This window comes from Lentzea sp. NPDC060358, from assembly GCF_042725365.1.
Lineage (GTDB): Bacteria > Actinomycetota > Actinomycetes > Mycobacteriales > Pseudonocardiaceae > Lentzea.
This window is the reverse complement of the sequence record NZ_JBHXCW010000040.1, coordinates 22,458-45,424: the sequence shown is the minus strand read 5'-3', so window position 1 is coordinate 45,424 and position 22,967 is coordinate 22,458. Positions and strand designations below refer to the sequence as shown.

Below are 22,967 nucleotides of genomic sequence, written 5' to 3'. Positions count from 1 at the left end.
GCCACCTCTCCCCCTCCCCCACCGCGCATCACGCGGACGCGACCACCGCCACCCCGGTGCGCCCGCCGTCCACGTCCAGCACGATGCCGTGCACGAACTCGGCGTCGTCCGAGGCCAGGTACACGACCGCCGCGGCGATCGACTCGGGCCGGCCCGCGCCGCCCGCCGGGGTGCCGCGCATCAGCACGCCGGCGGCCTCGCGGGTGGCCGGGTCCCAGTCGGCGGAGGCGATCACGCCGGGCGAGACCGCGTTGACCCGGATCCCCCGCGGGCCGTACTCGGAGGCCCACGCCCTGGTCATCGTCTCCATGGCACCCTTGCTGGAGCTGTAGATCGAGCCGCTGGGCACGCCGAGCCGGGTGATCCACGAGCCCAGGTTGACGACGACCCCGCCGCCGGCGGCGATCATGCCCGGCGCGAGGGCCTGGGTCAGGAAGAACGGTGCTTTCACGTTGACGCCGAAGACCCGGTCGAACATCTCGTCGTCGGTGGACGGGGTGGACGACGGCGGGTAGATGCCGGCGTTGTTCACGAGGACGTCCACGCGTCCGCCGAGGAGTTCGGTCGCCTCGGCGGCCAGGGCCCGGCTCGCGGCGGAGGAACCGTCGAGGTCGGCCCGGGCGAAGTCGGCCCTGCCGCCGGCGGCGCGGATCCCGGCCACCACCTCGGCGCCCTTGGCGGCGGAACGGCCGGAGACGACCACGTGGACGCCTTCGGCGGCCAAGGCGACGGCGGTCGCGCGGCCGATGTTGCTGGTGGACCCGGTGATCAGGGCGGTCTTGCCGTGCAGTCGCTGTGTCATGACCCCGAAGTTAGGAGCGCTATTTTGGACCCGCAAGTCCAGAAGTTTTGAGGTGGTCGATCAGGGTGTCGAGGACGGCCTCCAGGTAGGCCGCGCTGCCCGTGGACCTCAGCACCTGCACGCCGCCCTGGATGCCGGCGATCAGCGCGGCGGACAGGCGCGCCGGGTCGGCCGAGGCGCCGACGTGGCCGCGGCGCTGCATCTCGGCGATGCCGCGGCGCAGCTCGGCCTCCCACTGGTGCAGCAGGGTGCCGATCACCTCCTGCGCGCCCGGCGTGCTGCCCAGCTCCCCCATCAGCACGCCCAGCGGGCACGAGCGGCCCTGGGCGCGGTAGCGGGCCACGACCGAGTCGCGCCAGCGGTCCCAGGCCGCCCACGAGGTCAGGGCGCCGAGGTGGGGCTGCTGGTCGTCGAGCACGCGCCCGGCCTCGAACCGCGCGACGGCGAGGAACAGCTCCTCCTTGCCGTCCGGGAAGTAGTGGAAGATCTGGCCCTTGCTGGTGCCGGTGATGGCCCGGATGTCGTCCAGCGTCACGCCGGCCGCGTCGTCGCCGCGCAGGTGTGCCGCCGCGCCCTCGATGATGCGCTGCCGGGTCGCGCGGCCCTTCGCCGTGAGCTTCACGCGGTCCAGAATAAGTTTTCTGGACTCGTGAGTCCACTGTGGTTGACTGGGGCCATGCTTCCCTGGGACAGCCCACTCGCCGGCCGGCTCGACCGGCGCACCATCACGTCGGAGCTGTTGCGCGGCAACCCCCTCGGCGATCCGCACGAGCGGCCGTTGTGGGTGTACGTGCCGCCGGGGTACGACGAGACCGACGAGCGCTATCCGGCCGTGTACGTCATCCAGGGCTACACCGGGCACCTCGGCATGTGGGCGAACCGCATGCCGTTCCGCCAGCCGTTCGTGGAGACGGCCGACGCGGTGTTCGCGAACGGGGCGCCGCCGTGCGTGGTGGTGTTCGTCGACGCGTGGACCTCCTACGGCGGCTCGCAGTTCGTCGACTCCCCCGGCACCGGCCGCTACCACTCGTACCTGTGCGACGAGATCGTGCCGTGGGTGGACGCGCACTACCGCACGATCCCCGACCGCGAGTCGCGGGCGATCTCCGGCAAGTCGTCGGGCGGGTTCGGCGCGATGATCACCCCGATGCTGCGGCCGGACCTGTTCGGCGCGCTGGCCACGCACGCGGGCGACTCGCTCTACGAGCTCTGCTACCTCGCGGACTTCGGCAAGGCCGCGCGGGCGTTGCGCGCGTACGACCACGACGTCCACGCGTGGTGGGCGGACTTCCGGAGCCGTCCCGCCTTCACCAGGTCCGAGGACGCGACGCTGCTCGGCCTCTACGGTGTCGCGGCGTGCTTCTCGGCCGACGACGACGGCACGCCGCGGCTGCCGTTCGACCCCGTGACGGGCGCGCCGCTGCCGCAGGTGTGGCAGCGCTGGCTCGACCGGGACCCGGTGCGGATGGTGCCGGGACACGCCGAGGCGATCCGGTCGCTGCGGGCGGTGTGGATCGACGCGGGCCGCAGCGACGAGTACTACCTCGACCTCGGCGCCGAGGCGTTCCGGGCGGCGATCGCCGAGGCCGGGATCCCGGACGAGCGAGTGCACTTCGAGCTGTTCGACGCGGGCCACGGCGGCATCGACTACCGTTACCCGCTCTCACTGGGGTGGTTGGCGGAGAAGGTGGCGCGGTGATCCGGGACGTGGCGTTGCGGCCGGTGCGGGAGTCCGACTTCGACGTGCTGTTCGAGTTCATGCGGGACCCGGAGTCGGTGCGCATGGCGGCGTTCACCGCCCAGGACCCGGACGACCGGGAGGCGTTCGACGCCCACCTGCGCCGCAACATCGCGCGGGAGGACACGACGAACCGCGTGATCGTCGGCGACGGCCGGGTCGTGGGCCAGATCGCGGCCTTCGTCGTCGAGGGCGACACCGAGGTCACCTACTGGGTCGACCGCGCCGTCTGGGGTCAGGGCGTGGCGGGCCGCGCGCTCGCGCTGCTGCTCCAGGAGGTCCCGGTCCGCCCGATCCACGGGCGGGCCGCCAGCGACAACGCGGCCTCGCTCCGGGTCCTGACGCGGGCGGGCTTCCAGGTCGTCGGCACGGACACCGGCCACGCGGCGGCGCGGGGAGCCGAGATCGAGGAGACGGTCCTCAGGCTCGGCTGAACTTCTCCGTGCCGAGCACACCGAGCAGCTGGATCTTCTCGAACGCCTCGGTGCGCGGCGGCGCGGTCAGCACGAGCAGGGCCTGCGACTGGTCCTCGGTGAACAGCGCCTGGCAGTCCACCTCGATCTCGCCGAGCTGCGGGTGCACGAGCACCTTGTGGTCCTCGAACCGCCGGGCGACCTCGTGCCGTTCCCACAGCTCGGCGAACTCGGCGCTGTCCTTGCGCAGCACGCGGACCAGGTCGGCGGCCCGGGACTGCGGGCCCATCGTGGCGTAGGCGGCGCGCAGGTTCGCGACCTGCGCGCGGGACTGGTGGTCGCGGTCCTGCTCGCGGTAGACGAGCCGTTCGTCGGGGTCGGTGAACCAGCGGTAGATGCCGCTGCGCGCCAGGCCGGTGAAGCCGGACGAGTCGCCGTAGAGGGCCTCGGCGAACCGGTTCTGCACCAGGACCTCGCTGAGGTTGGACAGGATCAGCGCGGGCGTGTCGTCGAGCCGGTCCAGCACCCGTTGCAGCGCGGGGGCGACGTGCGTGCTGGTCACCCGCGGCGACGGGGCGTTGCGGCCGGCGACGTGGAACAGGTAGTCGCGCTCGTCGTCGTCGAGCCGCAACGCGCGCGCCAGCGACCCGAGCATGTGCTCGCTGGGCTGCGGGCCGCGTTGCTGTTCCAGGCGCGTGTAGTAGTCCGTCGACATGGCGGCGAGCGACGCGACCTCCTCGCGCCGCAGCCCCGGCGCCCGCCTGCGCGCGCCGACGGGCAGTCCGACGTCCTCGGGGCGCAGTTCCTCACGGCGGCGCCGCAGGAACGCGGCGAGCTCCACACGGTCCATGTGTCCAGTATGGGCGTCCCGGCGCGCTCAACCAGGGATCGCCGATCCCCCGATGAGTGCTCTCTGCCGCATTCGAGGGCCAGGGGTCAGGCTGGGTGCATGGACATCACCGGAAACACCGTCTTCATCCCCGGCGCCACGAGCGGCATCGGCCTGGCGCTCGCCCTCGCCCTGCGGGAGCGCGGCAACACCGTGGTCGTCGGCGGCCGGCGCACCGAGCTGCTCGAGAAGATCGCGGCCGAGCACCCCGGCGTGGAGACCGTCCGCATCGACACCGCGGACCCCGCGAGCATCCAGGAGGCCGCGAAGGACGTCCTCGCCCGCTTCCCCTCGCTCAACGTGCTGATCACGATGGCGGGCGTCATGCGGGTGGAGGACTGGCACCGGCCCGAGTCGTTCCTCGACTCGGCCGAGAGCACCGTCACCACGAACGTGCTCGGCCCGATCCGCCTGATCGCCGCGTTCGTCGAGCACCTGCAGACCCGCCCGGACGCCACGATCATGACCGTCTCCTCCGGACTGGCCTTCGCGCCGCTCAAGATCACGCCGAGCTACAACGCCTCCAAGGCCGCGATCCACATGCTCAGCGAGACGCTGCGCCTGCAGCTGGCCGACACCTCGGTGAAGGTCGTCGAGCTCGAGCCGCCGTCGGTGCAGACCGACCTGCTGCCGGGCCAGGCCGAGAACGAGCAGGCCGTGCCGCTCGCCGACTACGTCGCCGAGGTCATGGGCATCGTCGAGGCCCAGCCCGACGTGCGCGAGATCCAGGTCGAGCGGGTGAAGTTCCTGCGCTACGGCGAGGCCCGCGGCGACTACGACCAGGTCGTCGCCGCGCTCAACCACAGCGACCCGCACGGGAAGTGACGGCCGCGGGCTGACGGGCCGCGGCGGGTCCGTCAGCCCGGCGCGCGCTCAGGCCATCCGCACCGGCACGTGACCCAGCCGGTAGCCCACGCTGTGCACGGTCGTCACGACCTCGCGGCCCAGCTTGCGCCGCAGGTGGTAGACGTAGGTGTCCACGATGGACTTCGCGTGCCGGTCGGGGAACACCAGCGCCTGCAGCCGGGCGCGGGACACGACGCGGCCCGGTTCGGCGCCCAGCACCGCGATCACCGCGCACTCCTGCACGGTCAGGCCGGTCTGGGTGCCGTCCTCGTGCAGGACGAGGCGCCGGCGCACGTCCACGCGGGCGGCGCCCAGGTGCACGGTGCCGCTGCGGTACGGGCTCCTGCGGTACAGGGCGCGGAGCCGGGCCAGCAGCTCCTCGGACTCGGTGACGTGGTCGACGCAGTCGTCGGCACCGGCCTGCAGGCACGCGACCCGGTCGCGCACGTCGCCGTCGGCCAGCATGATCACCGGGGTGAGGACCTGCGCCCGCCGCAGCTTGCGCATGAGCTCGAGGCCGCGGCCCGCCTGCAGGCGCCGGTCGAGGACGATGACGTCGCACTGCCTCGTCAGCGCCCGCTCCAGGCCGGACCTGGCGTCCTGGGCCAGGTCGAGCGCGTGGTCGGCGCGGTTGAAGGTGTCGTCGAGCCGCGCGGCCACGCCGGGGTCGCCGGTGATCAGCAGCACCCGGATCACCGTGCGCGGCCGGTCGAGAACCGGTGCACGGCTCGCAGATCCGCGCATGGAGCCCCCTCCGTGTCGTTCCGATTCAAACTAGTAGCACGGTTTCCGGGGCCTCCACACCCCCAGGAGGCCGAACCGATCCAGAACGCCGCTCAGCAGGCTTCCGCGTCCACCGTCTTCGCAGGTAGCAGCCGCGCCAAAGGAGACGCGAGCAGGGCGATCGGGGAGTCCGGCAGCCACAGCAGGCGGGTTCTGCGCCAGAGCCCGGGATCGGTCAGCCGCAGCAGGACGACGCCCGCGCCGGGCGGGTCCGGCGGGAGCACGGCCACCGCGCGGCCCAGCCTGATCACCGTCTCCGCGCTCGCCCGGTCGAGACCGCGGTGGCCCAGCCGCGGGCTGAACCCGGTGCGGGAGCAGGCCTCCTGGATGCTGCGCCACTCGTCGGCCGACTGCTCGGACGTGCTCGCCCAGGTCTCCCCCGCGAGGTCCGCGAGCGTGATCCCGGCGCGGCCCGCCAGGCGGTGGTGCACGGACACCGCCACGTGCAGGGGTTCACGGCCCAGGTCGTGGTCGAGGAAGCCGCCGAGCCGCGGGCGGGGCCGGTGGGCGTGCTCGGCCAGCACGACGACGTCGAACCGGCCCTCCTCGGCCGCGGTGAGGACGTCGTCCGGTGTGCCGCCGACCGAGATCTCCTGGTCGCTGCCGGGCAGCAGCTCGGCGAGCGCGCGGGTGATGCGCGGCAGGTCGCGGCTGTCGGTGGCGCCGATGCGCACCGTCGTGCTCGGGTGCACGCCGTGCCCGAGGGCGCGGGTGGCCGTGACGAGCTCGTCGAACCGGGCCAGCAGGTCGCGGGCCTCGGCGATGAACCGGGTGCCCAGCGGGGTCGGCACGACGCCCTCCGCCCTGCGTTCGAACAGCTCGGTGCCCAGGTCGTGCTCGATGCGCTTGAGCTGCGCGGTGACGCCGGGCTGGGCGACGCCGATCGCGAGGGCCGCCCGCCGGATGCCGCCCGCGTCGGCGACCGCCACCACGAGCGCGAGGTGCCGCAGGGTCAGCTCCATTGCCGTCCAATCCGGCGCAGCCCGACGGCCACCACCGCGCAGCCCGCCAGTCCCACCGCGGTCGCCCACCCCGCGGTCACGTGCATCGCGTGCAGGTAGGCGCTGTCCGCGGCCGGTGCGAGGCCGGCGAGTGCGCGGGCGCCCTCCGCGGACCCGAGCGCCTGCTCGGCGTCCGCCGCGGACAGCCCGGTCAGCGCGGGTTCGATCGCGGTGCGGTACGACAGCGTGAGCACCGCGCCGAGCACGGCGACGCCGATCGTCGTGCCGAGTGGTCTCGCGACCGACGCGAGGCCGGCGCCGGCGCCGGCGCGGTCCGGGGGCAGCCCGGCGATCAGGCCCGAGGTGAGCGGCGCGAACGCGACGCCCGTGCCGAACCCCTGGACGAGCAGCAGGCCGACGATCGCCGGGATCGGGGTGTGCGCGTCGAAGAACAGGTAGGCGGCGTAGGTCGCCGCGGACGCCACGAGTCCGGTGAGGACGGTCGCGGGCAGGCCGAACCGCTCCGCCGCGGCGGAGCACACCCGGTTGCCCGCCACGATGCCCACCGCGGCCGACAGCATCACGAACCCGGCCTCCCCCGGCGTCAGCCCCAGCACGCCCTGCAGGAAGAACGCGCAGTAGAACAACTGCCCGGCGAGGCCCGCGAAGGTCAGCAGCAGCCCGAGCACCCCGCCGCCGAAACCGCGGCGCAGCAGCAACCTCATGTCGAACGCCGGGTGCCGTGCGCGCAGCTGGTGCAGGACGAACACCGCGAGCACCGCGACACCGGACCCGGCCAGGAGCAGGGCGCCGGCCGAGATCTCGTGCCCGCACTGGACGATGCCGCCGACCAGCGCCGCGAGGCCCAGGGCGGACAGGGCGGCGCCGGGCAGGTCGAGCGGCCGGACGCGGCCCGGCACCGGCAGCGCGGGCAGCAGCGCCGCGCCGAGCACCAGGGCCAGCACGACCGGCACGTTCACCAGGAACACCGCGGGCCAGGAGAACCACGCCAGCAGCCAGCCGCCGAGCACCGGCCCGACCGCGACGGCGACCCCGGCCGCGGACGACCACAGCGCGACGGCGCGGCTCCGCCGATGTGGTGGCAACCCGGCCGTCACCAGCGTCAGCGTGGCCGGTGCGATCAGGCCACCGCCCGCGCCCATCACCGCGCGTGCCGCGATCAGCGTGGCGCCACCGGTGGCGAACGCCGCCGCGACCGACGCGGCACCGAGCAGGAGCAGGCCCGGCACGAGGGTCCGGCCGGCGCCGAACCGGTCGGCGAGCGCGCCGCCGGTGAGCGTGGAGGCGGCGAACACGAGCGGGTAGGCGCTGACCGCCCAGGCCAGTTCGCCGGTGCCCGCGCCGAGGCCGCGCACCGGGTCGGCGAGCACCTCCACGGCGATGTTCATGATCGTGTTGTCGGCCAGCACGAGCGTGTGCGCGACGAGCGCGACGACCAGCACCAGCCTGCGCCGGGTGACCTCGGCGGCGACCCCGGTCACGGCATCCGCTCCCGGCCCAGCGCGAACTGCACCGCGCACCGCGCGACCCGGCCGCCGAGGTGCTCGGCGGTGGCGAGGTCGGAGTCGCACATGGCGGAGGGCGGCTCGTCGAGGTTGGACTGGGCCGCCGCGCCCAGGTGGAAGCCCAGCCGGTTGAGGTCGCCGGGGCCGCCGGAGCTCGAGTTCCAGCCCGGCCGCAGGCCCAGGCCGACCCATATCATCCCGTGTTGCGCGGCAAAAGTGGCGAAATAGGACAATGTGCTCGACTTGTCGCCCGCCATCGAGCCGGAGTTCGTGAAGCCGGCCGCGATTTTCCCGGTCCAGCGGCCGGTGAACCAGCGGCGGCTGCTGGCCTCGGCGAATGCGTGGAATGCGGCGGACGCGGTGCCCATGTAGGTCGGCGCGCCGAACACGATGGCGTCCGCGTCGTCGAGCCGGAACCAGTCCTCCGGGGCTGTTCGGCTCACGTCGATCGGATCGCAGAATGCGCCTTCCACCGCCTTGACACCGGCTTCCACCGCCTCGGCCATCCGCGCGGTGTGCCCGCGCCCGCCGTGGTAGGCGATCGCGACACGGACCTGCGAGGTCACCGTTGCTCCTCTCGTCACCGACAGCACACCGAACATGGCACAGCTTCCTGAGAATCCGATCAAATATCGGGCCGGGGCAACCTGGCGATGTTCTCAAAAACTGATAACTCCCGAGTTATCGCCTGTTTGGTATTTGTTTTGCGAAGATCGGCACGAGCAGACTTCGACCACGTTCGAGCACATCTCGCCGTGACGTGGAAGGAGGCTCGATGACCATCGACGGCAAAGCACTGCGAATGCGCAGGCTTTCGCGCCCCGGGGACGGCAGGCACCTGTTCGTCCCGCTGGACCACAGCGTCTCGGACGGCCCGGTGAGCGACCGGTCGCGCTGGGACGGCCTGGTCCGCGCGATCGCGGGAGGGGGCGCCGACGCGCTCGTCGTGCACAAGGGCAGGGCCCGCACGCTGGACCCGTCCGCGCTCGGCGACTGCGGGCTGGTCGTGCACCTGTCCGCGAGCACCGCGCACGCCGCCGACACCGACGCCAAGGTGCTCGTCGGCGACGTCGACGACGCGCTGCGGCTCGGCGCGGACGCGGTGAGCGTGCACGTCAACGTCGGCTCCGACACCGAGGGCCGCCAGCTCGCCGACCTCGGCCTGGTCGCGGGCGCCTGCCAGCGCTGGGGCATCCCGCTGCTCGCGATGATCTACCCGCGCGGCCCGCGCATCCCCGACCCGCGCGACGTCACCCTGCTCTCCCACGCCGTGAACATCGCCGCTGACCTCGGCGCCGACCTGGTGAAGACCGCGGTGCCGGCGGACCCGGCGCGCATGGCCGAGGTCGTCGAGAGCTGCCCGCTGCCGGTGCTGTGCGCCGGCGGCGCCCCCGACGCCCGCGACCTCGAGACCTCCGCGGCCGGGCTGATGGACGCCGGGTGCGCCGGGCTCGCGGTCGGCCGCCGCATCTTCACCTCGGAGAACCCCGCGGTCACCGTCGCGCGGCTGGCCGCCGTGGTGCACGCCCAGAACCCCGCAGCACTGTCCGAATCCCTCCTCACGACAGGTGTCGCATGAAACACGCTTGGATCGACGTCCGCGCCGTCCCCGCCGAGCAGCTCGAAGCGGTGGTCGACGCCGCCATCCACGCCAAGGCGGAGGCCGTCGTCGCCGACGACGCGGCGCTGCTCGCGAAGCTGCCGCCGACGGTGCTCGGCGTGCTCGTCGGCGACGGGGAGGCCCCGGTCAGGGTGACGCGGGTCGACGACGAGACCGAGCTGCCCGGCCTGGTGCGCGCCAAGGGAGCGGCGTGGGTGCACGTCCGCGACGACCGCACGTTGCAGCTCGCGTGCGCCGCGGCCGTGGGCCTGCCGTACACGATCGTCGAGTTCGCCGACCCGACCAAGATCCCGCTGGAGATCGTGCTGGCGGCCGCCGACAAGGCGCCCGGCCAGCTGATCACCGTGTGCGCGGACCTCGAGGAAGCCTCGATCGTCGTCGACGTGCTGGAACGCGGCTCGGAGGGCGTCCTGCTCGCCCCGCGCACCGCCGACGACGTGTTCGCGCTGACCAGGATGCTGGCCGGCACCACGCAGGACCTCCAGCTCACGACGCTGACCGTGGACAGGATCGAGCACCACGGCCTGGGCGACCGCGTCTGCGTCGACACCTGCTCGCACTTCCGCGAGGACGAGGGCATCCTCGTCGGCTCGTACTCGACCGGGTTCATCCTGTGCTGCAGCGAGACGCACCCGTTGCCGTACATGCCGACCCGCCCGTTCCGCGTCAACGCGGGCGCGCTGCACTCCTACGTCCTCGGCCCGGACAACCGCACCAACTACCTGTCCGAGCTGAGGTCCGGCAGCACCGTGCTCGCCGTCGACTCCGACGGCCGCACCCGCCGGGTCGTCGTCGGCCGCGCGAAGCTCGAGTCGCGGCCGTTGCTCACGATCACCGCGCACTCGGCGGACGGCGTCGTCGTCAGCCTGACCGTGCAGGACGACTGGCACGTGCGGGTGCTCGGCCCCGGCGCGAAGGTCCGCAACGTCACCGAGCTGCAGAACGGCGACGAGCTGCTCGGCTACCTCGCGACCGACCAGCGCCACGTGGGCATCCCCATCGGCGAGTTCTGCCGGGAGTCGTGATGGGCACCTCGATGGCGACGCTCATCGCGGGCCTGTTCGACGCCCACCCCGCCGCGCTGCCCTACCTCGCGCACGGCGACGACGTCCGCACCCGCGGCGAGGTCCGCGCGATGGTCGAGCGCGAGGCGGCGTTGTTCGCGAGCGCGGGCATCACCGAGGGCAGCACCGTGCTGCTGCAGGTGCCGCCGAGCTACACGCAGGTGCAGGCGGTGCTGGCGCTGTGGTCGCTGGGCGCGCAGGTCATGCTCGTCGACCACCGGTTCAAGTCGGCCGAGGTCGAGGCGGTGCGGGAGGTCGGCCGGCCGCAGTACACGGTGCGCGGCGGCGTCGCGGGTGCCACGCCGGGCTTCACCGCGGAGTACGAGCTCGTGACCAGCAGGCTGCGCGGCGGCCGGCCGGCGGCGACGGAGCACCGGCTGGTGCAGTTCAGCTCCGGCTCCACCGGCACGCCGAAGATGATCGGCCGCACCCCGCGGGAGGTCGCCGGCGAGATCGACCGGTTCGCCCGGATCGAGGGCATGCCGGTGACCGGGGAACGGGTGCTGCTGCTCAGCTCCACCGCGCACAGCTTCGGCCTGATCGCCGGGCTCTTCCACAGCCTCGCGCAGGGCGTCACCGCCGTGTTCGCGAGCAAGCTCACGGCCGGCGACCTCCTCGCGACGGCGGCGCGGTACGACGTGCACGTGTTCTTCGGGACGCCGTTCCACTACGCGTTGCTGTCCACCGCGCGGGAGATCCCGCCGCTGCCGTCGCTGCGCGCGGCGGTCAGCGGCGGCGAGATCATGGAACCGTCGGTGGCGGAGCGGTTCACCGCCCGGTTCGGCATCGGTCTCGGCGAGTCCTACGGCACCACCGAGACCGGCGTGATCGCGATGGACGTCAGCGGCAGCCTGCGCCCGTCCGTCGGGCGCGCGTGCCCCGGCGTGGAGATGCGGGTGCACCTCGGCGAGGTCGAGGTCCGCCTGCCCGCGTCGCCCTACCTCAGCGGCGGCGGTGACCGGTTCACCGACGGCTGGCTGCGCGTGCGCGACCGGGCCGAGCTCGACTCCGACGGCTGCCTGCACCTGCACGGCCGCGGCGACTCGCTGGTCGTGGTCGGCGGCCTCAAGGTCGACCTCGGCGAGGTCGAGGCCGCGCTGCGCACCCACCCCGCCGTCACCGAGGCCGTCGCCGTCCACAACGGGGCGATCCAGGCCTACGTCGTCGGCGGCACGACGGCGAGCGAGCTGCTCACGTGGTGCAGCGACCGCCTCGCCGACTACAAGATCCCGCGGGAGATCCACGTGCTCCCCCAGCTCCCCCGCACCCCCAACGGCAAGCTCGTCCGCCGGCACGACGTGCTGCGCGCGGCCGTGCCCGCGTGAGAACCGAAAGGCGACAACCGATGCAGACGACGCTGGAGTCCGAGATCCGCGACTTCGTCCTCACCACGATCGTCGAGGACCTCGGGCAGCCGCTGCCGGAGGAGACCGTCAGCGACCAGATCACGCTCGGCGCGACCGGCCTCGACCTCGACTCGCTCAGCCTGATCGAGCTGACGATGCGGCTGGAGCGCCGGTTCTCCGTGCAGTACCCCGACGACAGCATCGAACCGGTCGGCGCGATGACGCTCGGCGAGCTCGTCGCGGACACCGTCGCCCGGGGTGCCAGGGCATGACGGTCACGGCCGCCCAGGTCCGCGAGCTGCTGTCGGACCCGAAGATCTTCCCCAGCCTGCCCGACGACGACACCGAGTTCGTGTTCGACTCGATGGGCCTGGTCTGGTTCCTGCACGTGCTGGAGATGCGGTGCGGCGTGCTCGCCGAGGCGTCGGAGGAGTGCTTCTCCGGCAACACCTCCGCGCGGCGCATCGCCGACCACCTGAGGGAGCTGGCGACGCGATGACCGGTGTGGTGGTGACCGGGTACGGCGTGCGGACGGCGTTCGGCGACGGCGCGGACGCGCTGCGGTCCGGCGTGTTCGCGGGTCGTGCGGCGTTCGGGCCGATCGAGCGGTTCGGCACCGGCGCCCTGCGCACCGGCGTGGCCGCGTGCGCGCCGGGACCGGGGACACCACCGCTGCGCACGGCGTTGACCGAGGTGGCGGACGCGGCGGTCGCGATGGCCGGCCTGCCACCGGGTCTCGGCACCGCCGTGCTCGTCGGGGCGGCCGGGGACTTCACCGCCGTCACCGGGTTCTGGGCCTCCGGTGCCGAGGACCTGGTGCAGGACAGCGTGGCCGCCCGGTTCGCCGACGTCCTCGCCGACCGGCTGGGTGCGCGCGGACCGCGGCTGACGTTCACGACCGCGTGCGTGGCCTCGGCGAACGCGATCGTCCACGGGTGCAGGCTGATCGCCGCCGGTGCCGCGCACAGCGTCGTCTGCGCCGGCGGGTACCTGGTGGAGCAGGAGAACCAGTCGAAGTTCGACTCGGGCCGCGCGCTGTCGCGCGACGGCGTGATCCGGCCGTTCAGCGAGGGCCGGTCGGGGCTGCTGCTCGGCGACGGCGTCGCGGCGGTCGTGCTGGAGTCGCGCGAGCACGCCACCCGGCGGGGCGCGGACGTGCTGGCCCGCGTGCCGGGCTGGGGCGTCGCGGCCGACGCGCACCACATCGCCCGGCCACACCCGCAGGCACGGGGCCTGGTGCTGGCGGCGACGGCGGCGCTGGGCGGAGGCGGCCCGGTGGACTACGTCAACGCGCACGGCACGGGCACGCAGCACAACGACAGCGCCGAGACCGCCGGGCTGCACGCGCTCTTCGGCGCCGACGCGCCGGACGTCCCGGTCAGCTCGACCAAGAGCACCACCGGGCACATGCTCGAAGGCGCGGGCGCGGTGGAGTTCGTCGTGACGCTGCTGGCCCTGCTCGACCAGACCGTGCCGCCGACCGCCGGGTTCACCGGCCGCGACCCCGCGTGCGACCTGGACTACGTGCCGAACGAGGCACGGGCCGTGCCACTGCGCCGGGCGCTGACCGTCAACGCGGCGTTCGGCGGCGCCAACACCGCACTCGTGCTGGAGCTGCCGTGAAGATCCTCGCCGGCGCCGTCGGCGACCCCGCGACGGCTCCCCAGGTGACCGGGTTCATCGAGTCGCCCTTCACCCCCCTGGTGCACCAGGTCGCCGAACAGCTCCTGTCCGACGTGGACGTCACCGGTCTGGGCGTCGTGCTGGCCAGCGAGCTCGGCGACAGCGTCACCACGGACCTCTCCAGCAGGCTGCTCACCGGCGGCAGGCCCGCGAACGCGCTGTTGTTCATGCAGGCCACCTCGAACGCGGTCCTGGGCCGCATCAGCATCGAGCACGGCATCACCGGCCCGCTGCTGTCGATCTCGCCGGGCGAGCACCCCGGCGGCGGCCCGCTCGACGTGGCCGAGGTGCTGCTCGCCGACCTCGACTGCGTGCTCGTCCTCGGCGTCGAGCTCACCGGGACCCCGCGCACCGACGCCGTGCACCGCGCCCGCGGCACCACGCCACCGGCCACCGACCTCGCCGCGGGCCTGCTCGTCGGTCACGGCGACGGTCTGCCCCAGCCCCATCCCCCCGGCGTCGCCGGGCTGCACGCCCTCGCCACCACCATTACCGCCCAAGGAGAACGACGGTGATCACGAAGGCCGAACGCGCCCAGATCTTCGCCGACACCACGCTCGGCGCGGGCAACGTCCTGCACCGCGTCGTCGCGTACGGCCACCCGCTCGACGACGAGGTGGTCTGGACCGACGGCACGTGGACCGCGCCGGACGGCACCCGGCCGGAGGTCCTCACGCTCGGCGCACTGCACGAGGTCGTGAAGCGGTACGCGTCCTGGTACCACGCGCAGGGCGTGCGGCCGCGCGACCCGGTGGCGGTCCACACGTTCTCCAGCACCGAGTTCGCCGTGAACTTCCTCGCGCTCACCTCGCTGGGCGCCATCCCGTCGTTCGTCAACGGCAACCTGCGACCGGAGATCGCCCGCGAGTACGTGCGCCGCCAGGGCGCGGTCGGCGTGCTCACCGACGACGCGCACCGCGACGTCTTCGCCGGGCACCTCGACGAGCTGGCCCTGGGGTTCGGGGTGACGGCCGCGGACGTGCGCGGCACGGGCGAGCTGCCCGCCGTGTTCCCGTACCAGCACGACTCGACGGACCCGATCATCATCTCGCACTCGTCCGGCACCACCGGCATGCCGAAGGCCGTGCCGCACACGCACCGGACGTTGCTCTACGCCCAGCTGCACCGGCTGCGGCTGTCCACGGGCAACTCGATGGGCCGCCTGCTGGTCGCGCTGCCGGGCTCGCACAACGCCTCGATCTCCGTGCTGCTGTTCGGCCTGCTCCTGCGCTCGCCGGTCTACCTGCAGTCGAGCCAGCGCGGCGCGGACGTGCTCGACGCGGCCGAGAAGTTCAAGCCCACCAACATCTTCGGTTTCGCCGGCACCTACGGCGAGATGGCCGCGCACGACCTGTCGAAGCGCGACCTGTCCTCTGTGGAGGGCTGGTACAACACCGGTGACGCCGCCCACGAGGCGCACGTGCGGGCGTTGATCGCGCAGGGCAGCCACGAGTGGATCGACGAGAACTTCCAGCGCGTCCGCAGGCCCGGTTCGGTGTTCACCGACGGCCTCGGCTCGTCCGAGACCGGGTACTCGATCTTCCACAACGGCCACCGGCCCGGCAGCGCCTCCTACGGCCGCTGCATCGGCAAGCCGATGAGCTTCGCCGAGGCCGCGGTGCTGTCCGAGGACGGCAAACCCCTGCCGCCCGGAGAGATCGGCAGGCTCGGCGTGAAGTCGCCGACGCTGACGCCGGGCTACTGGAACGACTCGCTCACGTTCCACCGGCTGCGGCTCGGCGGCTACTGGCTGACCGGTGACCTGTCGATGCAGGACGAGGAGGGCAACTTCTACCACCTCGACCGCGCGCCGGACGCGATCCGCACCGCGCACGGGCTCGTGCTCAGCACCCGCACGGAGGAACTGCTGCTGCGCGAGATCCCCGAGCTCGCCGACTGCACGGTCGTGGCGGTGGCGCCGGACGGCGTGCGGGCCGACTGGGACGGCGACGGGGTCGGTGAGGCGTACGTGCTGCTGCAGACCACCATCGCGCGTTCCGACGACGAGTGGACCGCGCAGGTCAACGAGGTGCTGGCGAATGCCGGTTTCCCGGAGCTGACGCGCGCGCTCGTGATGGACGCGAGCGAGGTCACCAAGGGCGCCACCGGCAAGGTGCTCAAGCGGGAGCTGCGCGAGCGGTTCCGCGCCCGGCTGGCGGAGCGGGCATGACGGAGATGTCAGCCGAGCTGCGGGCGATGGAGGCCTACCGGGCGTGGTGGCTGCACGACGCCCGGTGGTACCAGGGCGTGGCGAAGCGGTTCGGCTACGAGGTGGCGAACGAGATCAACGCCGAGGCGCTGAGGTTCGTCGCGGAGAACATCGGCCGCAAGGTCGCCAAGCGCACCCGCGGTGCCGGCGACGGCATCGAGGGCCTGCGGGAGCGCTACGAGGCGTGCGCGGAAGCCATGTTCCCGTCGGAGCTGCGCGACGGTGACGTCGACGTCGTCGAGGACGACCTGGTCGAACTGGTGATGCGCCGCAACTTCGCGGTCACGATGGTGCGGATGGCCGGCTCGCTCGACGGCTACGAGTGCCCGTGCACCGACATCCACGCCGGCTGGTCGGCGGGCCTCGGCGTGGAGCTGACCGAGAACCGCGCCACCGGCTGCCTGCGCTCGGGCGACCCGGCCTGCCGGCTGCTGATGCGCGTCCGCGAAGTACCGGGGGGATGAGCGTGCGCGTGCTGGTGGCCGGGACGACCGGCGTGCTCGGCAGGGCGCTGCTGCCGGTGCTGCGGGAGCGCGGCCACGACGTGGTGCCGCTCGGCGTGGACCTCCTCGACCGGGCCGCGGTGCTGGCCGCGGTCCGGTCGGCGGCCCCGGACGTGGTGGTGCACCAGGCTTCCGCGCTGCGGCACCCGGACGCGTTGACACGGACCGCCCGGCTGCGCGCCGAGGGCACGGCCACCCTGCTGGAGACCGGAATCCGGTTGGTGGCGCACAGCATCGCGTTCGCCACCGCCCCGGCCGGTGCCGCGGTGCTGGACGAGGACGCCGCCCTCTACCTGGATGCGCCGGACCCCGGCTGGGCGGCCACCACCGCGGCGGTGGCCGCACTGGAGGCCTCGACGCTCGCGGCGTCGGGAACCGTGCTGCGCCTGGGGGTTCTGCACGGCCCCGGTACGCAGTACGCCGCCGACGGCGCGATCGGCGCGGCATTGGCTCGCGGTCGGTACCGCCAGCCCGCGGACGCCCACGGCGTCACCTCGTTCGTCCACGTCCTGGACGCGGCGTGGGCCACCGTTCTGGCCGTCGAAGCTGTCGTGCCGGGCCTGTTCAACATCACCGACGACTCCCCCGCCGTGGGCGCGGAGTGGTTGCCGGGGCTCGCGGCCCTGCTGGGCGGGCCGCCACCGCGCACGATCCCGGCGGACATGGCCGAGCGCCTGCTCGGCTGGTTCCCCACCTACCAGCTCACCCGGCTGCGGGGCGCGTCGAACGACCGCGCCCGGCAGGCGCTGGGCTGGAAGCCGCGCTTCCCCGACTGGCGGTCGGCGTCGCCCCCGCGCTGAACACCACGATCACCTCGAAAGGGCGTTGCCAGCTTCGAAGTTCCGCTCGACCGGGTGGCGCCCGGCAGCCACCTCGGGGGCGCGAGGCGCACCGCCCCGGCCTCGACCCGATCGCGATCACCTGACCGGCGTTCCCAGACGTTCCACCTCCCCTCCGGGTTGCTCCGGCGAGACCGACCGCACCTTTCACTAGTTCACTAGTGAAAGGTGCTAATGTCGCCGCCAACCAACAACGGAAAGGGGCCGGCAGTGGACGTGCGAAGGCCGCCGGAACACGCGCCTCCGGTGCGCGCGGAAGGCGTGGGCAAGAAGTACCGCAGGGGCTGGGCGCTGCGGGAGACGTCGCTGGTCGTCCCGCCGAACCGGATCGTGGCCCTCGTCGGCCCGAACGGTGCCGGCAAGAGCACGCTGATGGGCCTCGTCACCGGTCTGCTGAAGCCCACGACCGGCGGGATCACCGTGTTCGGCGACCGGCCGACGGGCAAGGGCCTGCACACCGCGGTGTCCTACCTCGCCCAGCAGAAGCCGCTGTACCAGCAGTTCACCGTCGCCGAGACGCTCACGTTCGGCGCGAAGACCAACCCGACCTGGGACCAGGGCTACGCCGAGCACCTCGTCGGGCAGGCCTCGGTGCCGATGCACGCCAAGGTCGGCACGTTGTCCGGCGGCCAGCGCACCCGCGTCGCCCTGGCGCTGGCGCTGGGCAAGCGCCCGAAGCTGCTGCTGCTCGACGAACCGCTGGCCGACTTGGACCCGCTCGCCCGCGAGACCGTCCTGCGGGCACTGCTCACCGAGGCGCGCACCCAGGGCATCACCGTCGTGCTGTCCTCGCACGTGCTGGCGGAACTCGAGGGCGTCTGCGACCACCTCGTCCTGCTGCACCGGGGACGCGTGCTGCTCGCGGGCGACGTCGCCCGGCTCAGCGCGGGCGGCACCCCGCTCGGCGAACTCGTGCTCGGCCACATGCGCGCGGCGGCGGCACAGGAGGAAGCGGCATGATCTGGGCTTCGTGGCGGCAGCAGCGCCTGCAACTGCTCACCCTGCTCGGCCTGGTGGTCGTCGGCGCCGGGATCATCTTCCTCGTGCGCTCCAGCATGATCAGCGACCTCGACGAGTCGGGGGTCGCCGGGTGCGTGGCGCGGGTCGAGGAGTGCGCGGCACCGGACCAGGCGGTGAAAGCCTTCGTGGAGACGTGGGGCGACCGGCTCGACGTGGGCCGGATGCTGATCACCGTGTTCCCCGCGCTGATCGGCGTCTTCGTCGGCGCCCCCCTCTTCGCGCGGGAGATCGAGCAGGGCACCCACGTGCTGGCCTTCACCCAGTCGGTGAGCCGCACCCGGTGGATGTTCAGCAAGCTGGTCATCGCGCTGGTACCGGCACTCGCCGCGCTGGTCGCGCTCCAGTGGCTGGTCTCGTGGTGGCTCACCGCGGCCGGCGTGCTCGGTCCGCTGGTCAACGGACCGTTCAACTCCGTGAACTTCGGGATCGAGCACGTCTCGCCGACCGGCTACGCGCTGTTCGCCTTCGCGCTCGGCACCTTCATCGGCGTGCTGTCCCGCCGCACCCTCGTGGCGATGACCGCGGGACTCGGCATCTTCGCCATCAGCCGCTTCGCGCTGTCCGGAGTGCCCCACCGCATGATCGCCGCCCAGCGCGTGGAGACCGGGTCGGGCACCGCTCTGCCGGTGCACACCGACGGCAGCCTGGTGCTCTCCCAGGGCTACCTCGACGCCGCCCGGCAGCCCGTCCCGCGCGAGAAGGTGCTGTCGGTGATCCAGGCCTGCAAGGACGCCCCCGGCGACTCGCAGGAGGCGTACGTCCAGTGCCTGCCGCAGTCCGGCCTCACCACGAGCTACGCGACGTACATCCCCGAGAGCGACGCCGGGAAACTGCACCTGGCCGATTTCGCCGTGTTCGGCGTCCTCGCCGTGGTGCTGCTGATCGGCACCGCCTGGGTGTTGCGCCGCCAGAGCTGAGCACGGTGGAGACCCCGGAGCACCTATGCTGACCGATGTGATCGAGTTCCGGATCGACCGGCGCTCCGGGGTCTCCACCTACGTCCAGATCGTCCAGCAGGTCAAGCAAGCGATGCGACTGGGACTGCTGGCCCCGGGCGACCGCCTGCCCACCGCGCGCGAGGTGGTGGAGGCGACCGCCGTCAACCCCAACACCGTGCTCAAGGCGTACCGCGAACTCGAACGCGAGGGACTGGCCGAGGGCCGCCGGGGCCTCGGCACCTTCGTGACCAAGTCCCTGTCCTCCGAGGCCACCTCCGGCGACGACGCCCCGCTGCGGCAGGAACTCGGCCGCTGGATGGGCAGCGCGCGGGAGGACGGGCTCGTCGTCGAGGACGTCGACGCCCTCTACTCCGCGGTCCGCGACCAGCACTACCCCGCCGAGGAACGACCATGAACCCGTTGACCGCCACCGCCGCCGGCAAGCGGTACCGCAGCCGCTGGGCGGTCCGCGACTGCAGCTTCTCCGTGCCGGAGGGCAAGGTCGTCGCCCTGGTCGGCCCGAACGGCGCCGGCAAGAGCACCCTGCTGCGCCTGGCCGCGGGCCTCGTCCGCCCGACGACCGGCGAACTGACCGTGTTCGGCACGCCCGTGCGCGGCCGCATCCACCCGGACGTCTCGTTCCTGGCGCAGGACCGGTCCCTGCACCGCGATCTCACGGTGCGCGAACAGGTCCGCTTCTGCGCCGCCATGAACGACCGCTGGTCCACCGACCGCGTCCACGAGGTGCTCGGACTGCTCGCCGGGGTCGACCCGGAGGCGAAGATCCGCACCCTGTCCTCCGGCGCGCTCACCCAGGTGGGCCTCGCGCTGGCACTGGGCCGGCTGCCCCGGTTGCTGCTGCTCGACGAACCGCTGTCCGACCTCGACCCGCTCGCCCGCGACGAGACGCTGCGGATCGTCATGACCGAGGTCGCCGACCGCGGCACCACCGTGGTCATGTCGTCGCACCTGCTGACCGACCTGCGCGAGGTGTGCGACCACATCCTGCTGGTCGACGAGGGCCGCGTCGAGGTCGAGGGCGACATCGACGAAGTCCTGGCCCGGCACCGGGTTCTCGCGGGCCCGGTCACCGGCGAGTCCGCTGTGGAGGGAACGCTCGTCAGCGCCACCCGCACCCAGCGCCAGTCGACGCTGCTGCTGCGCGACGCCGGGCCGGTGCCGCAGGGGTGGGCCGAGGCCGAGCCGGACCTGGAGTCGCTGGTGATGGGGTACCTGCGGGCGTCGCGCGAGCGCCGGGCAGCGCGGAACCGGGACTGACGAGGTCGCGGATCGACCGGCTGAGACGGGAAAGCGGCCGAACGGGCGAAGCGCCGGCGGCGCGGGCCCGCTCGCTAGGTTGATCTTCGTCTCGTCCGCCTCCGCGCCAGGAGTCCCCCGTTGGTCCCGAGTGGTCGGTTGCGCGTCCTGGTGGACGCACCGTGGTTCAACAAGGTGATCACCGCGGTGATCCTCGTCAACGCGGCCACGCTGGGCGCCGAGACGTCGCCCGCGCTGCTCGCGTCGTTCGGGGACGTCCTGCACCTGGTCGACCGGCTCGCGCTCGCCGCGTTCGTCGTCGAGCTGGCGCTGCGGTTCGGCGCGTACGGCAGGGACTTCTTCCGCGACCCGTGGAACTGGTTCGACACCGCGGTCGTCGCCGTCACGCTGCTGCCGGCGTCGGGGACGTTCTCGGTGCTGCGCGCCCTGCGGGTGCTGCGCGTGCTGCGGCTCGTGTCGGTGGTGCCGAGCATGCGCCGGGTCGTGGCGGCGCTGCTGACCGCGTTGCCGGGGATGGCGTCGATCACGGCGCTGCTCGCGCTGGTGCTCTACGTGTCGGCGGTGATCGCCACCAAGCTGTTCAGCGTGGTCGCGCCGGGGTACTTCGGCGACCTGGGCGACTCGCTGTTCACGCTCTTCCAGGTCATGACGGGCGAGGCGTGGTCGGAGGTGGCCCGGCAGGTGATGGCCGAGAAGCCGATGGCGTGGATCTTCTTCGTCGGCTACCTCGTCGTCACGTCGTTCACCGTGCTGAACCTGTTCATCGCGGTGGCCGTCAGCGCGATGCAGACCCAGATGACCGAGGAGCACGCCGAGCACGACCGCGAGGAGATGGCTGCGACCCTGGAGATCCTCGCCGAGGTCCGCAAGCTCCGCGAGGACGTGGAAGCGTTGCGCTCCAAGGCGTCTGTGTGATCTCCGGGGCGACCGGACCCGCCTGTCCGCGGCGATCGATTCATTTTGGTCAACACTGAAGTCATCACATCGAAAGAACTTGCGTCCGCCGGGAACCGGAGCGGGGCCGCGTCCGACCAGTGCAGCAAGATCGCACTCCCTTTCCCCGCAGAGGTGCCGCATGTCCGCTCCCCCGGTCGAGCTCGAGAGAACTGAAGAGACGACTCGCACCACCCCGATCTCGGTCGTGCCGCTGCTGCGCAGGCTGCACTTCTACGCCGGGGTGCTCGTCGGCCCGTTCCTCGTCGTCGCGGCCCTGACGGGCATGCTCTACGCGTTCGCGCCGCAGGTCGACGACGTCCTCTACGGCGACAAGCTCTGGGTCGAGCCCACCGGGGGCGCGGCCAGGCCCGTCTCGGACCAGGTGGCGGCCGCGCAGGCGGCGCTGCCCGAGGGCACCGTGACCGCGGTGCAGCTCTTCGACGACCCGGAGGCCACGACCCGCGTCGTCTTCTCCGCTCCCGGCCTGGCCGAGGAGTACAGCAAGACCGTCTACGTGAACCCGTACACCGCCGAGGTGAGGGGCGAGCTGACGACGTGGGCGGGCGCCACGCCGGCCGTGACGTGGCTCGACCAGTTCCACCGCGACCTCCAGCTCGGCGCGGTCGGCAACCTCTACTCCGAGCTCGCGGCCAGCTGGCTCGGCGTGCTGTCGGTCGTCGGTCTCGTGCTGTGGCTGGCGCGCCGCCGCACCTCCCGCCGCAAGGCGCGTGCCCTGCTGCTGCCGGAGAAGGGCGCCAAGGGCGTGCGCAGGACCCGGTCCTGGCACGGCAGCCTCGGCGTCTGGGCGCTGGTCGGCGCGCTGTTCCTGTCGGCCACCGGCCTCACCTGGTCGACGTACGCGGGTGAGAACTTCAGCGCCGCCCTGGTCGCGCTGAACGCCAAGGCCCCCGTGCTCGACACCGCGCTGCCCGGCTCCGCGCCCGTCGCGTCGAGCGAGCACGCCGCCCACAACGGCACCGCCGGCAGCACCGAGCCGGTGGACCCCGACACGTTCGACCGCGTGCTCGCCGCCGGCCGCACCGCGGGCCTGGACGGACCGGTCGAGGTCGCCCCGGCCGCGACGCCGGGCAGCGCCTGGTCCGTCGCGCAGACCGACCAGACCTGGCCGATCCGCCAGGACAAGGCGGCCGTCGACCCGTCCACGGGCACCGTGACGGCCCGCGCCGACTTCGCCGACCGGCCGTTCCTCGCGAAGCTGTCCTCCTGGGGCATCATGGCGCACATGGGCCTGCTGTTCGGCCTGGCGAACCAGATCGCGCTCCTGCTGCTGGCCGGGACGATCCTCGCGCTCATCTTCTTCGGCTACCGGATGTGGTGGCAGCGCCGCCCGACCCGCGCCGACCGCAGCGCGCCGTTCGGCACCGCTCCCCGGCGCGGCGGGTGGCAGCAGCTGCCGCTGTGGTTCGTGATCCCGGCACCGCTGGTGCTGATCGCGGTCGGCATCGCCGTCCCGTTGCTCGGCATCAGCCTGGTGGCGTTCCTCGTGGTCGACGGGATCATCGGCCTCGTCCGCGCCCGCGGCGCGGCGCGCACGCCGGTCGCCGCCGGGCAGGAGGAGTGACCGGCGCGGT

25 protein-coding genes and 1 pseudogene are annotated in these 22,967 nt (G+C 72.9%); 19 read left to right on the top strand and 7 right to left on the bottom strand.

Annotated elements, in window-relative coordinates; translation table 11 throughout:
• Positions 1 to 28: 28 nt before the first annotated feature.
• Together ACFWGZ_RS12010 and ACFWGZ_RS12005 are read right to left on the bottom strand one after the other, a co-directional pair.
• Positions 29 to 802, bottom strand: coding sequence for an SDR family NAD(P)-dependent oxidoreductase (locus ACFWGZ_RS12010; protein WP_382451485.1), 774 nt, complete (start codon positions 800 to 802; stop codon positions 29 to 31).
• Positions 803 to 821: 19 nt separating this feature from the next.
• The gene (locus ACFWGZ_RS12005; RefSeq protein ID WP_382451484.1) at positions 822 to 1,424 is read right to left on the bottom strand and encodes a TetR/AcrR family transcriptional regulator; all 603 of its coding nucleotides are present in this window, start codon (positions 1,422 to 1,424) and stop codon (positions 822 to 824) included.
• A gap of 54 nt (positions 1,425 to 1,478) precedes the next feature.
• Here ACFWGZ_RS12005 and ACFWGZ_RS12000 point away from each other — a divergent pair, with 54 nt between their 5' ends.
• Both ACFWGZ_RS12000 and ACFWGZ_RS11995 read left to right on the top strand, forming a co-directional pair.
• Positions 1,479 to 2,501: an alpha/beta hydrolase-fold protein gene (locus ACFWGZ_RS12000; RefSeq protein ID WP_382451483.1), complete on the top strand. Its 1,023-nt coding sequence runs from the start codon at positions 1,479 to 1,481 to the stop codon at positions 2,499 to 2,501.
• Positions 2,498 to 2,974, top strand: a complete 477-nt coding sequence (locus tag ACFWGZ_RS11995) for a GNAT family N-acetyltransferase (protein ID WP_382451482.1) — start codon at positions 2,498 to 2,500, stop codon at positions 2,972 to 2,974. Before ACFWGZ_RS12000 ends, ACFWGZ_RS11995 begins: the two co-directional genes overlap by 4 nt.
• On the opposite strand, the gene ACFWGZ_RS11990 is transcribed toward ACFWGZ_RS11995, so the two are convergent.
• Positions 2,961 to 3,803 carry a helix-turn-helix transcriptional regulator gene (locus ACFWGZ_RS11990; RefSeq protein WP_382451481.1) on the bottom strand — a complete coding sequence of 281 codons (843 nt, stop codon included), beginning with the start codon at positions 3,801 to 3,803 and terminating at the stop codon, positions 2,961 to 2,963. The genes ACFWGZ_RS11995 and ACFWGZ_RS11990 overlap by 14 nt on opposite strands.
• 99 nt (positions 3,804 to 3,902) lie before the next feature.
• On the opposite strand from ACFWGZ_RS11990, the gene ACFWGZ_RS11985 reads away from it, so the two are divergent.
• Positions 3,903 to 4,667: an SDR family oxidoreductase gene (locus ACFWGZ_RS11985; RefSeq protein ID WP_382451480.1), complete on the top strand. Its 765-nt coding sequence runs from the start codon at positions 3,903 to 3,905 to the stop codon at positions 4,665 to 4,667.
• A 48-nt stretch (positions 4,668 to 4,715) separates the two neighbouring features.
• On the opposite strand, the gene ACFWGZ_RS11980 is transcribed toward ACFWGZ_RS11985, so the two are convergent.
• The 4 genes from ACFWGZ_RS11980 to ACFWGZ_RS11965 form a co-directional block, all read right to left on the bottom strand.
• Positions 4,716 to 5,432: a response regulator transcription factor gene (locus tag ACFWGZ_RS11980; RefSeq protein WP_382451479.1), complete on the bottom strand. Its 717-nt coding sequence runs from the start codon at positions 5,430 to 5,432 to the stop codon at positions 4,716 to 4,718.
• 92 nt (positions 5,433 to 5,524) lie between these two features.
• A complete protein-coding gene (locus ACFWGZ_RS11975) occupies positions 5,525 to 6,433 on the bottom strand; it encodes a LysR family transcriptional regulator (protein ID WP_382451478.1) in 909 nt (302 codons plus the stop codon).
• Positions 6,424 to 7,914 carry an MFS transporter gene (locus ACFWGZ_RS11970; RefSeq protein WP_382451477.1) on the bottom strand — a complete coding sequence of 497 codons (1,491 nt, stop codon included), beginning with the start codon at positions 7,912 to 7,914 and terminating at the stop codon, positions 6,424 to 6,426. Before ACFWGZ_RS11970 ends, ACFWGZ_RS11975 begins: the two co-directional genes overlap by 10 nt.
• Positions 7,911 to 8,504, bottom strand: a complete 594-nt coding sequence (locus ACFWGZ_RS11965; RefSeq protein ID WP_382451476.1) for a flavodoxin family protein — start codon at positions 8,502 to 8,504, stop codon at positions 7,911 to 7,913. Before ACFWGZ_RS11965 ends, ACFWGZ_RS11970 begins: the two co-directional genes overlap by 4 nt.
• A gap of 209 nt (positions 8,505 to 8,713) precedes the next feature.
• Here ACFWGZ_RS11965 and ACFWGZ_RS11960 point away from each other — a divergent pair, with 209 nt between their 5' ends.
• From ACFWGZ_RS11960 to ACFWGZ_RS11885, 16 genes and pseudogenes are all read left to right on the top strand, one after another.
• The gene (locus ACFWGZ_RS11960; protein ID WP_382451475.1) at positions 8,714 to 9,517 is read left to right on the top strand and encodes a 2-amino-3,7-dideoxy-D-threo-hept-6-ulosonate synthase; all 804 of its coding nucleotides are present in this window, start codon (positions 8,714 to 8,716) and stop codon (positions 9,515 to 9,517) included.
• Positions 9,514 to 10,584, top strand: coding sequence for a 3-dehydroquinate synthase II family protein (locus tag ACFWGZ_RS11955; protein ID WP_382451474.1), 1,071 nt, complete (start codon positions 9,514 to 9,516; stop codon positions 10,582 to 10,584). Before ACFWGZ_RS11960 ends, ACFWGZ_RS11955 begins: the two co-directional genes overlap by 4 nt.
• Positions 10,584 to 11,948: a class I adenylate-forming enzyme family protein gene (locus ACFWGZ_RS11950; protein WP_382451473.1), complete on the top strand. Its 1,365-nt coding sequence runs from the start codon at positions 10,584 to 10,586 to the stop codon at positions 11,946 to 11,948. The genes ACFWGZ_RS11955 and ACFWGZ_RS11950 overlap by 1 nt, the downstream gene beginning before the upstream one ends.
• Before the next feature lie 20 nt (positions 11,949 to 11,968).
• Positions 11,969 to 12,241 carry an acyl carrier protein gene (locus tag ACFWGZ_RS11945; protein WP_382451472.1) on the top strand — a complete coding sequence of 91 codons (273 nt, stop codon included), beginning with the start codon at positions 11,969 to 11,971 and terminating at the stop codon, positions 12,239 to 12,241.
• Positions 12,238 to 12,468 carry a hypothetical protein gene (locus tag ACFWGZ_RS11940; RefSeq protein WP_382451471.1) on the top strand — a complete coding sequence of 77 codons (231 nt, stop codon included), beginning with the start codon at positions 12,238 to 12,240 and terminating at the stop codon, positions 12,466 to 12,468. Before ACFWGZ_RS11945 ends, ACFWGZ_RS11940 begins: the two co-directional genes overlap by 4 nt.
• The gene (locus tag ACFWGZ_RS11935) at positions 12,465 to 13,592 is read left to right on the top strand and encodes a beta-ketoacyl-[acyl-carrier-protein] synthase family protein (RefSeq protein ID WP_382451470.1); all 1,128 of its coding nucleotides are present in this window, start codon (positions 12,465 to 12,467) and stop codon (positions 13,590 to 13,592) included. The genes ACFWGZ_RS11940 and ACFWGZ_RS11935 overlap by 4 nt, the downstream gene beginning before the upstream one ends.
• Entirely contained in the window at positions 13,589 to 14,167 is a 579-nt protein-coding gene (locus tag ACFWGZ_RS11930; protein ID WP_382451469.1) for a hypothetical protein, read from the top strand. The genes ACFWGZ_RS11935 and ACFWGZ_RS11930 overlap by 4 nt, the downstream gene beginning before the upstream one ends.
• Entirely contained in the window at positions 14,164 to 15,822 is a 1,659-nt protein-coding gene (locus ACFWGZ_RS11925; RefSeq protein ID WP_382451468.1) for a class I adenylate-forming enzyme family protein, read from the top strand. The genes ACFWGZ_RS11930 and ACFWGZ_RS11925 overlap by 4 nt, the downstream gene beginning before the upstream one ends.
• A complete protein-coding gene (locus tag ACFWGZ_RS11920; protein WP_382451467.1) occupies positions 15,819 to 16,325 on the top strand; it encodes a hypothetical protein in 507 nt (168 codons plus the stop codon). Before ACFWGZ_RS11925 ends, ACFWGZ_RS11920 begins: the two co-directional genes overlap by 4 nt.
• Complete coding sequence (locus ACFWGZ_RS11915) at positions 16,322 to 17,164, top strand: NAD-dependent epimerase/dehydratase family protein (RefSeq protein ID WP_382451466.1); 843 nt, start codon at positions 16,322 to 16,324, stop codon at positions 17,162 to 17,164. The genes ACFWGZ_RS11920 and ACFWGZ_RS11915 overlap by 4 nt, the downstream gene beginning before the upstream one ends.
• A gap of 213 nt (positions 17,165 to 17,377) precedes the next feature.
• Positions 17,378 to 17,932: pseudogene (locus ACFWGZ_RS11910) on the top strand (ATP-binding cassette domain-containing protein); the annotation flags it as partial.
• 227 nt (positions 17,933 to 18,159) lie between these two features.
• The gene (locus ACFWGZ_RS11905) at positions 18,160 to 19,140 is read left to right on the top strand and encodes an ABC transporter permease (RefSeq protein WP_382451465.1); all 981 of its coding nucleotides are present in this window, start codon (positions 18,160 to 18,162) and stop codon (positions 19,138 to 19,140) included.
• 37 nt (positions 19,141 to 19,177) lie between these two features.
• Positions 19,178 to 19,576 carry a GntR family transcriptional regulator gene (locus tag ACFWGZ_RS11900; RefSeq protein WP_382451486.1) on the top strand — a complete coding sequence of 133 codons (399 nt, stop codon included), beginning with the start codon at positions 19,178 to 19,180 and terminating at the stop codon, positions 19,574 to 19,576.
• Positions 19,573 to 20,439, top strand: coding sequence for an ATP-binding cassette domain-containing protein (locus ACFWGZ_RS11895; RefSeq protein ID WP_382451464.1), 867 nt, complete (start codon positions 19,573 to 19,575; stop codon positions 20,437 to 20,439). The genes ACFWGZ_RS11900 and ACFWGZ_RS11895 overlap by 4 nt, the downstream gene beginning before the upstream one ends.
• 120 nt (positions 20,440 to 20,559) lie before the next feature.
• Complete coding sequence (locus ACFWGZ_RS11890; protein WP_382451463.1) at positions 20,560 to 21,354, top strand: ion transporter; 795 nt, start codon at positions 20,560 to 20,562, stop codon at positions 21,352 to 21,354.
• Between the two features lie 160 nt (positions 21,355 to 21,514).
• Positions 21,515 to 22,957, top strand: a complete 1,443-nt coding sequence (locus tag ACFWGZ_RS11885; protein ID WP_382451462.1) for a PepSY-associated TM helix domain-containing protein — start codon at positions 21,515 to 21,517, stop codon at positions 22,955 to 22,957.
• Positions 22,958 to 22,967: the final 10 nt, after the last annotated feature.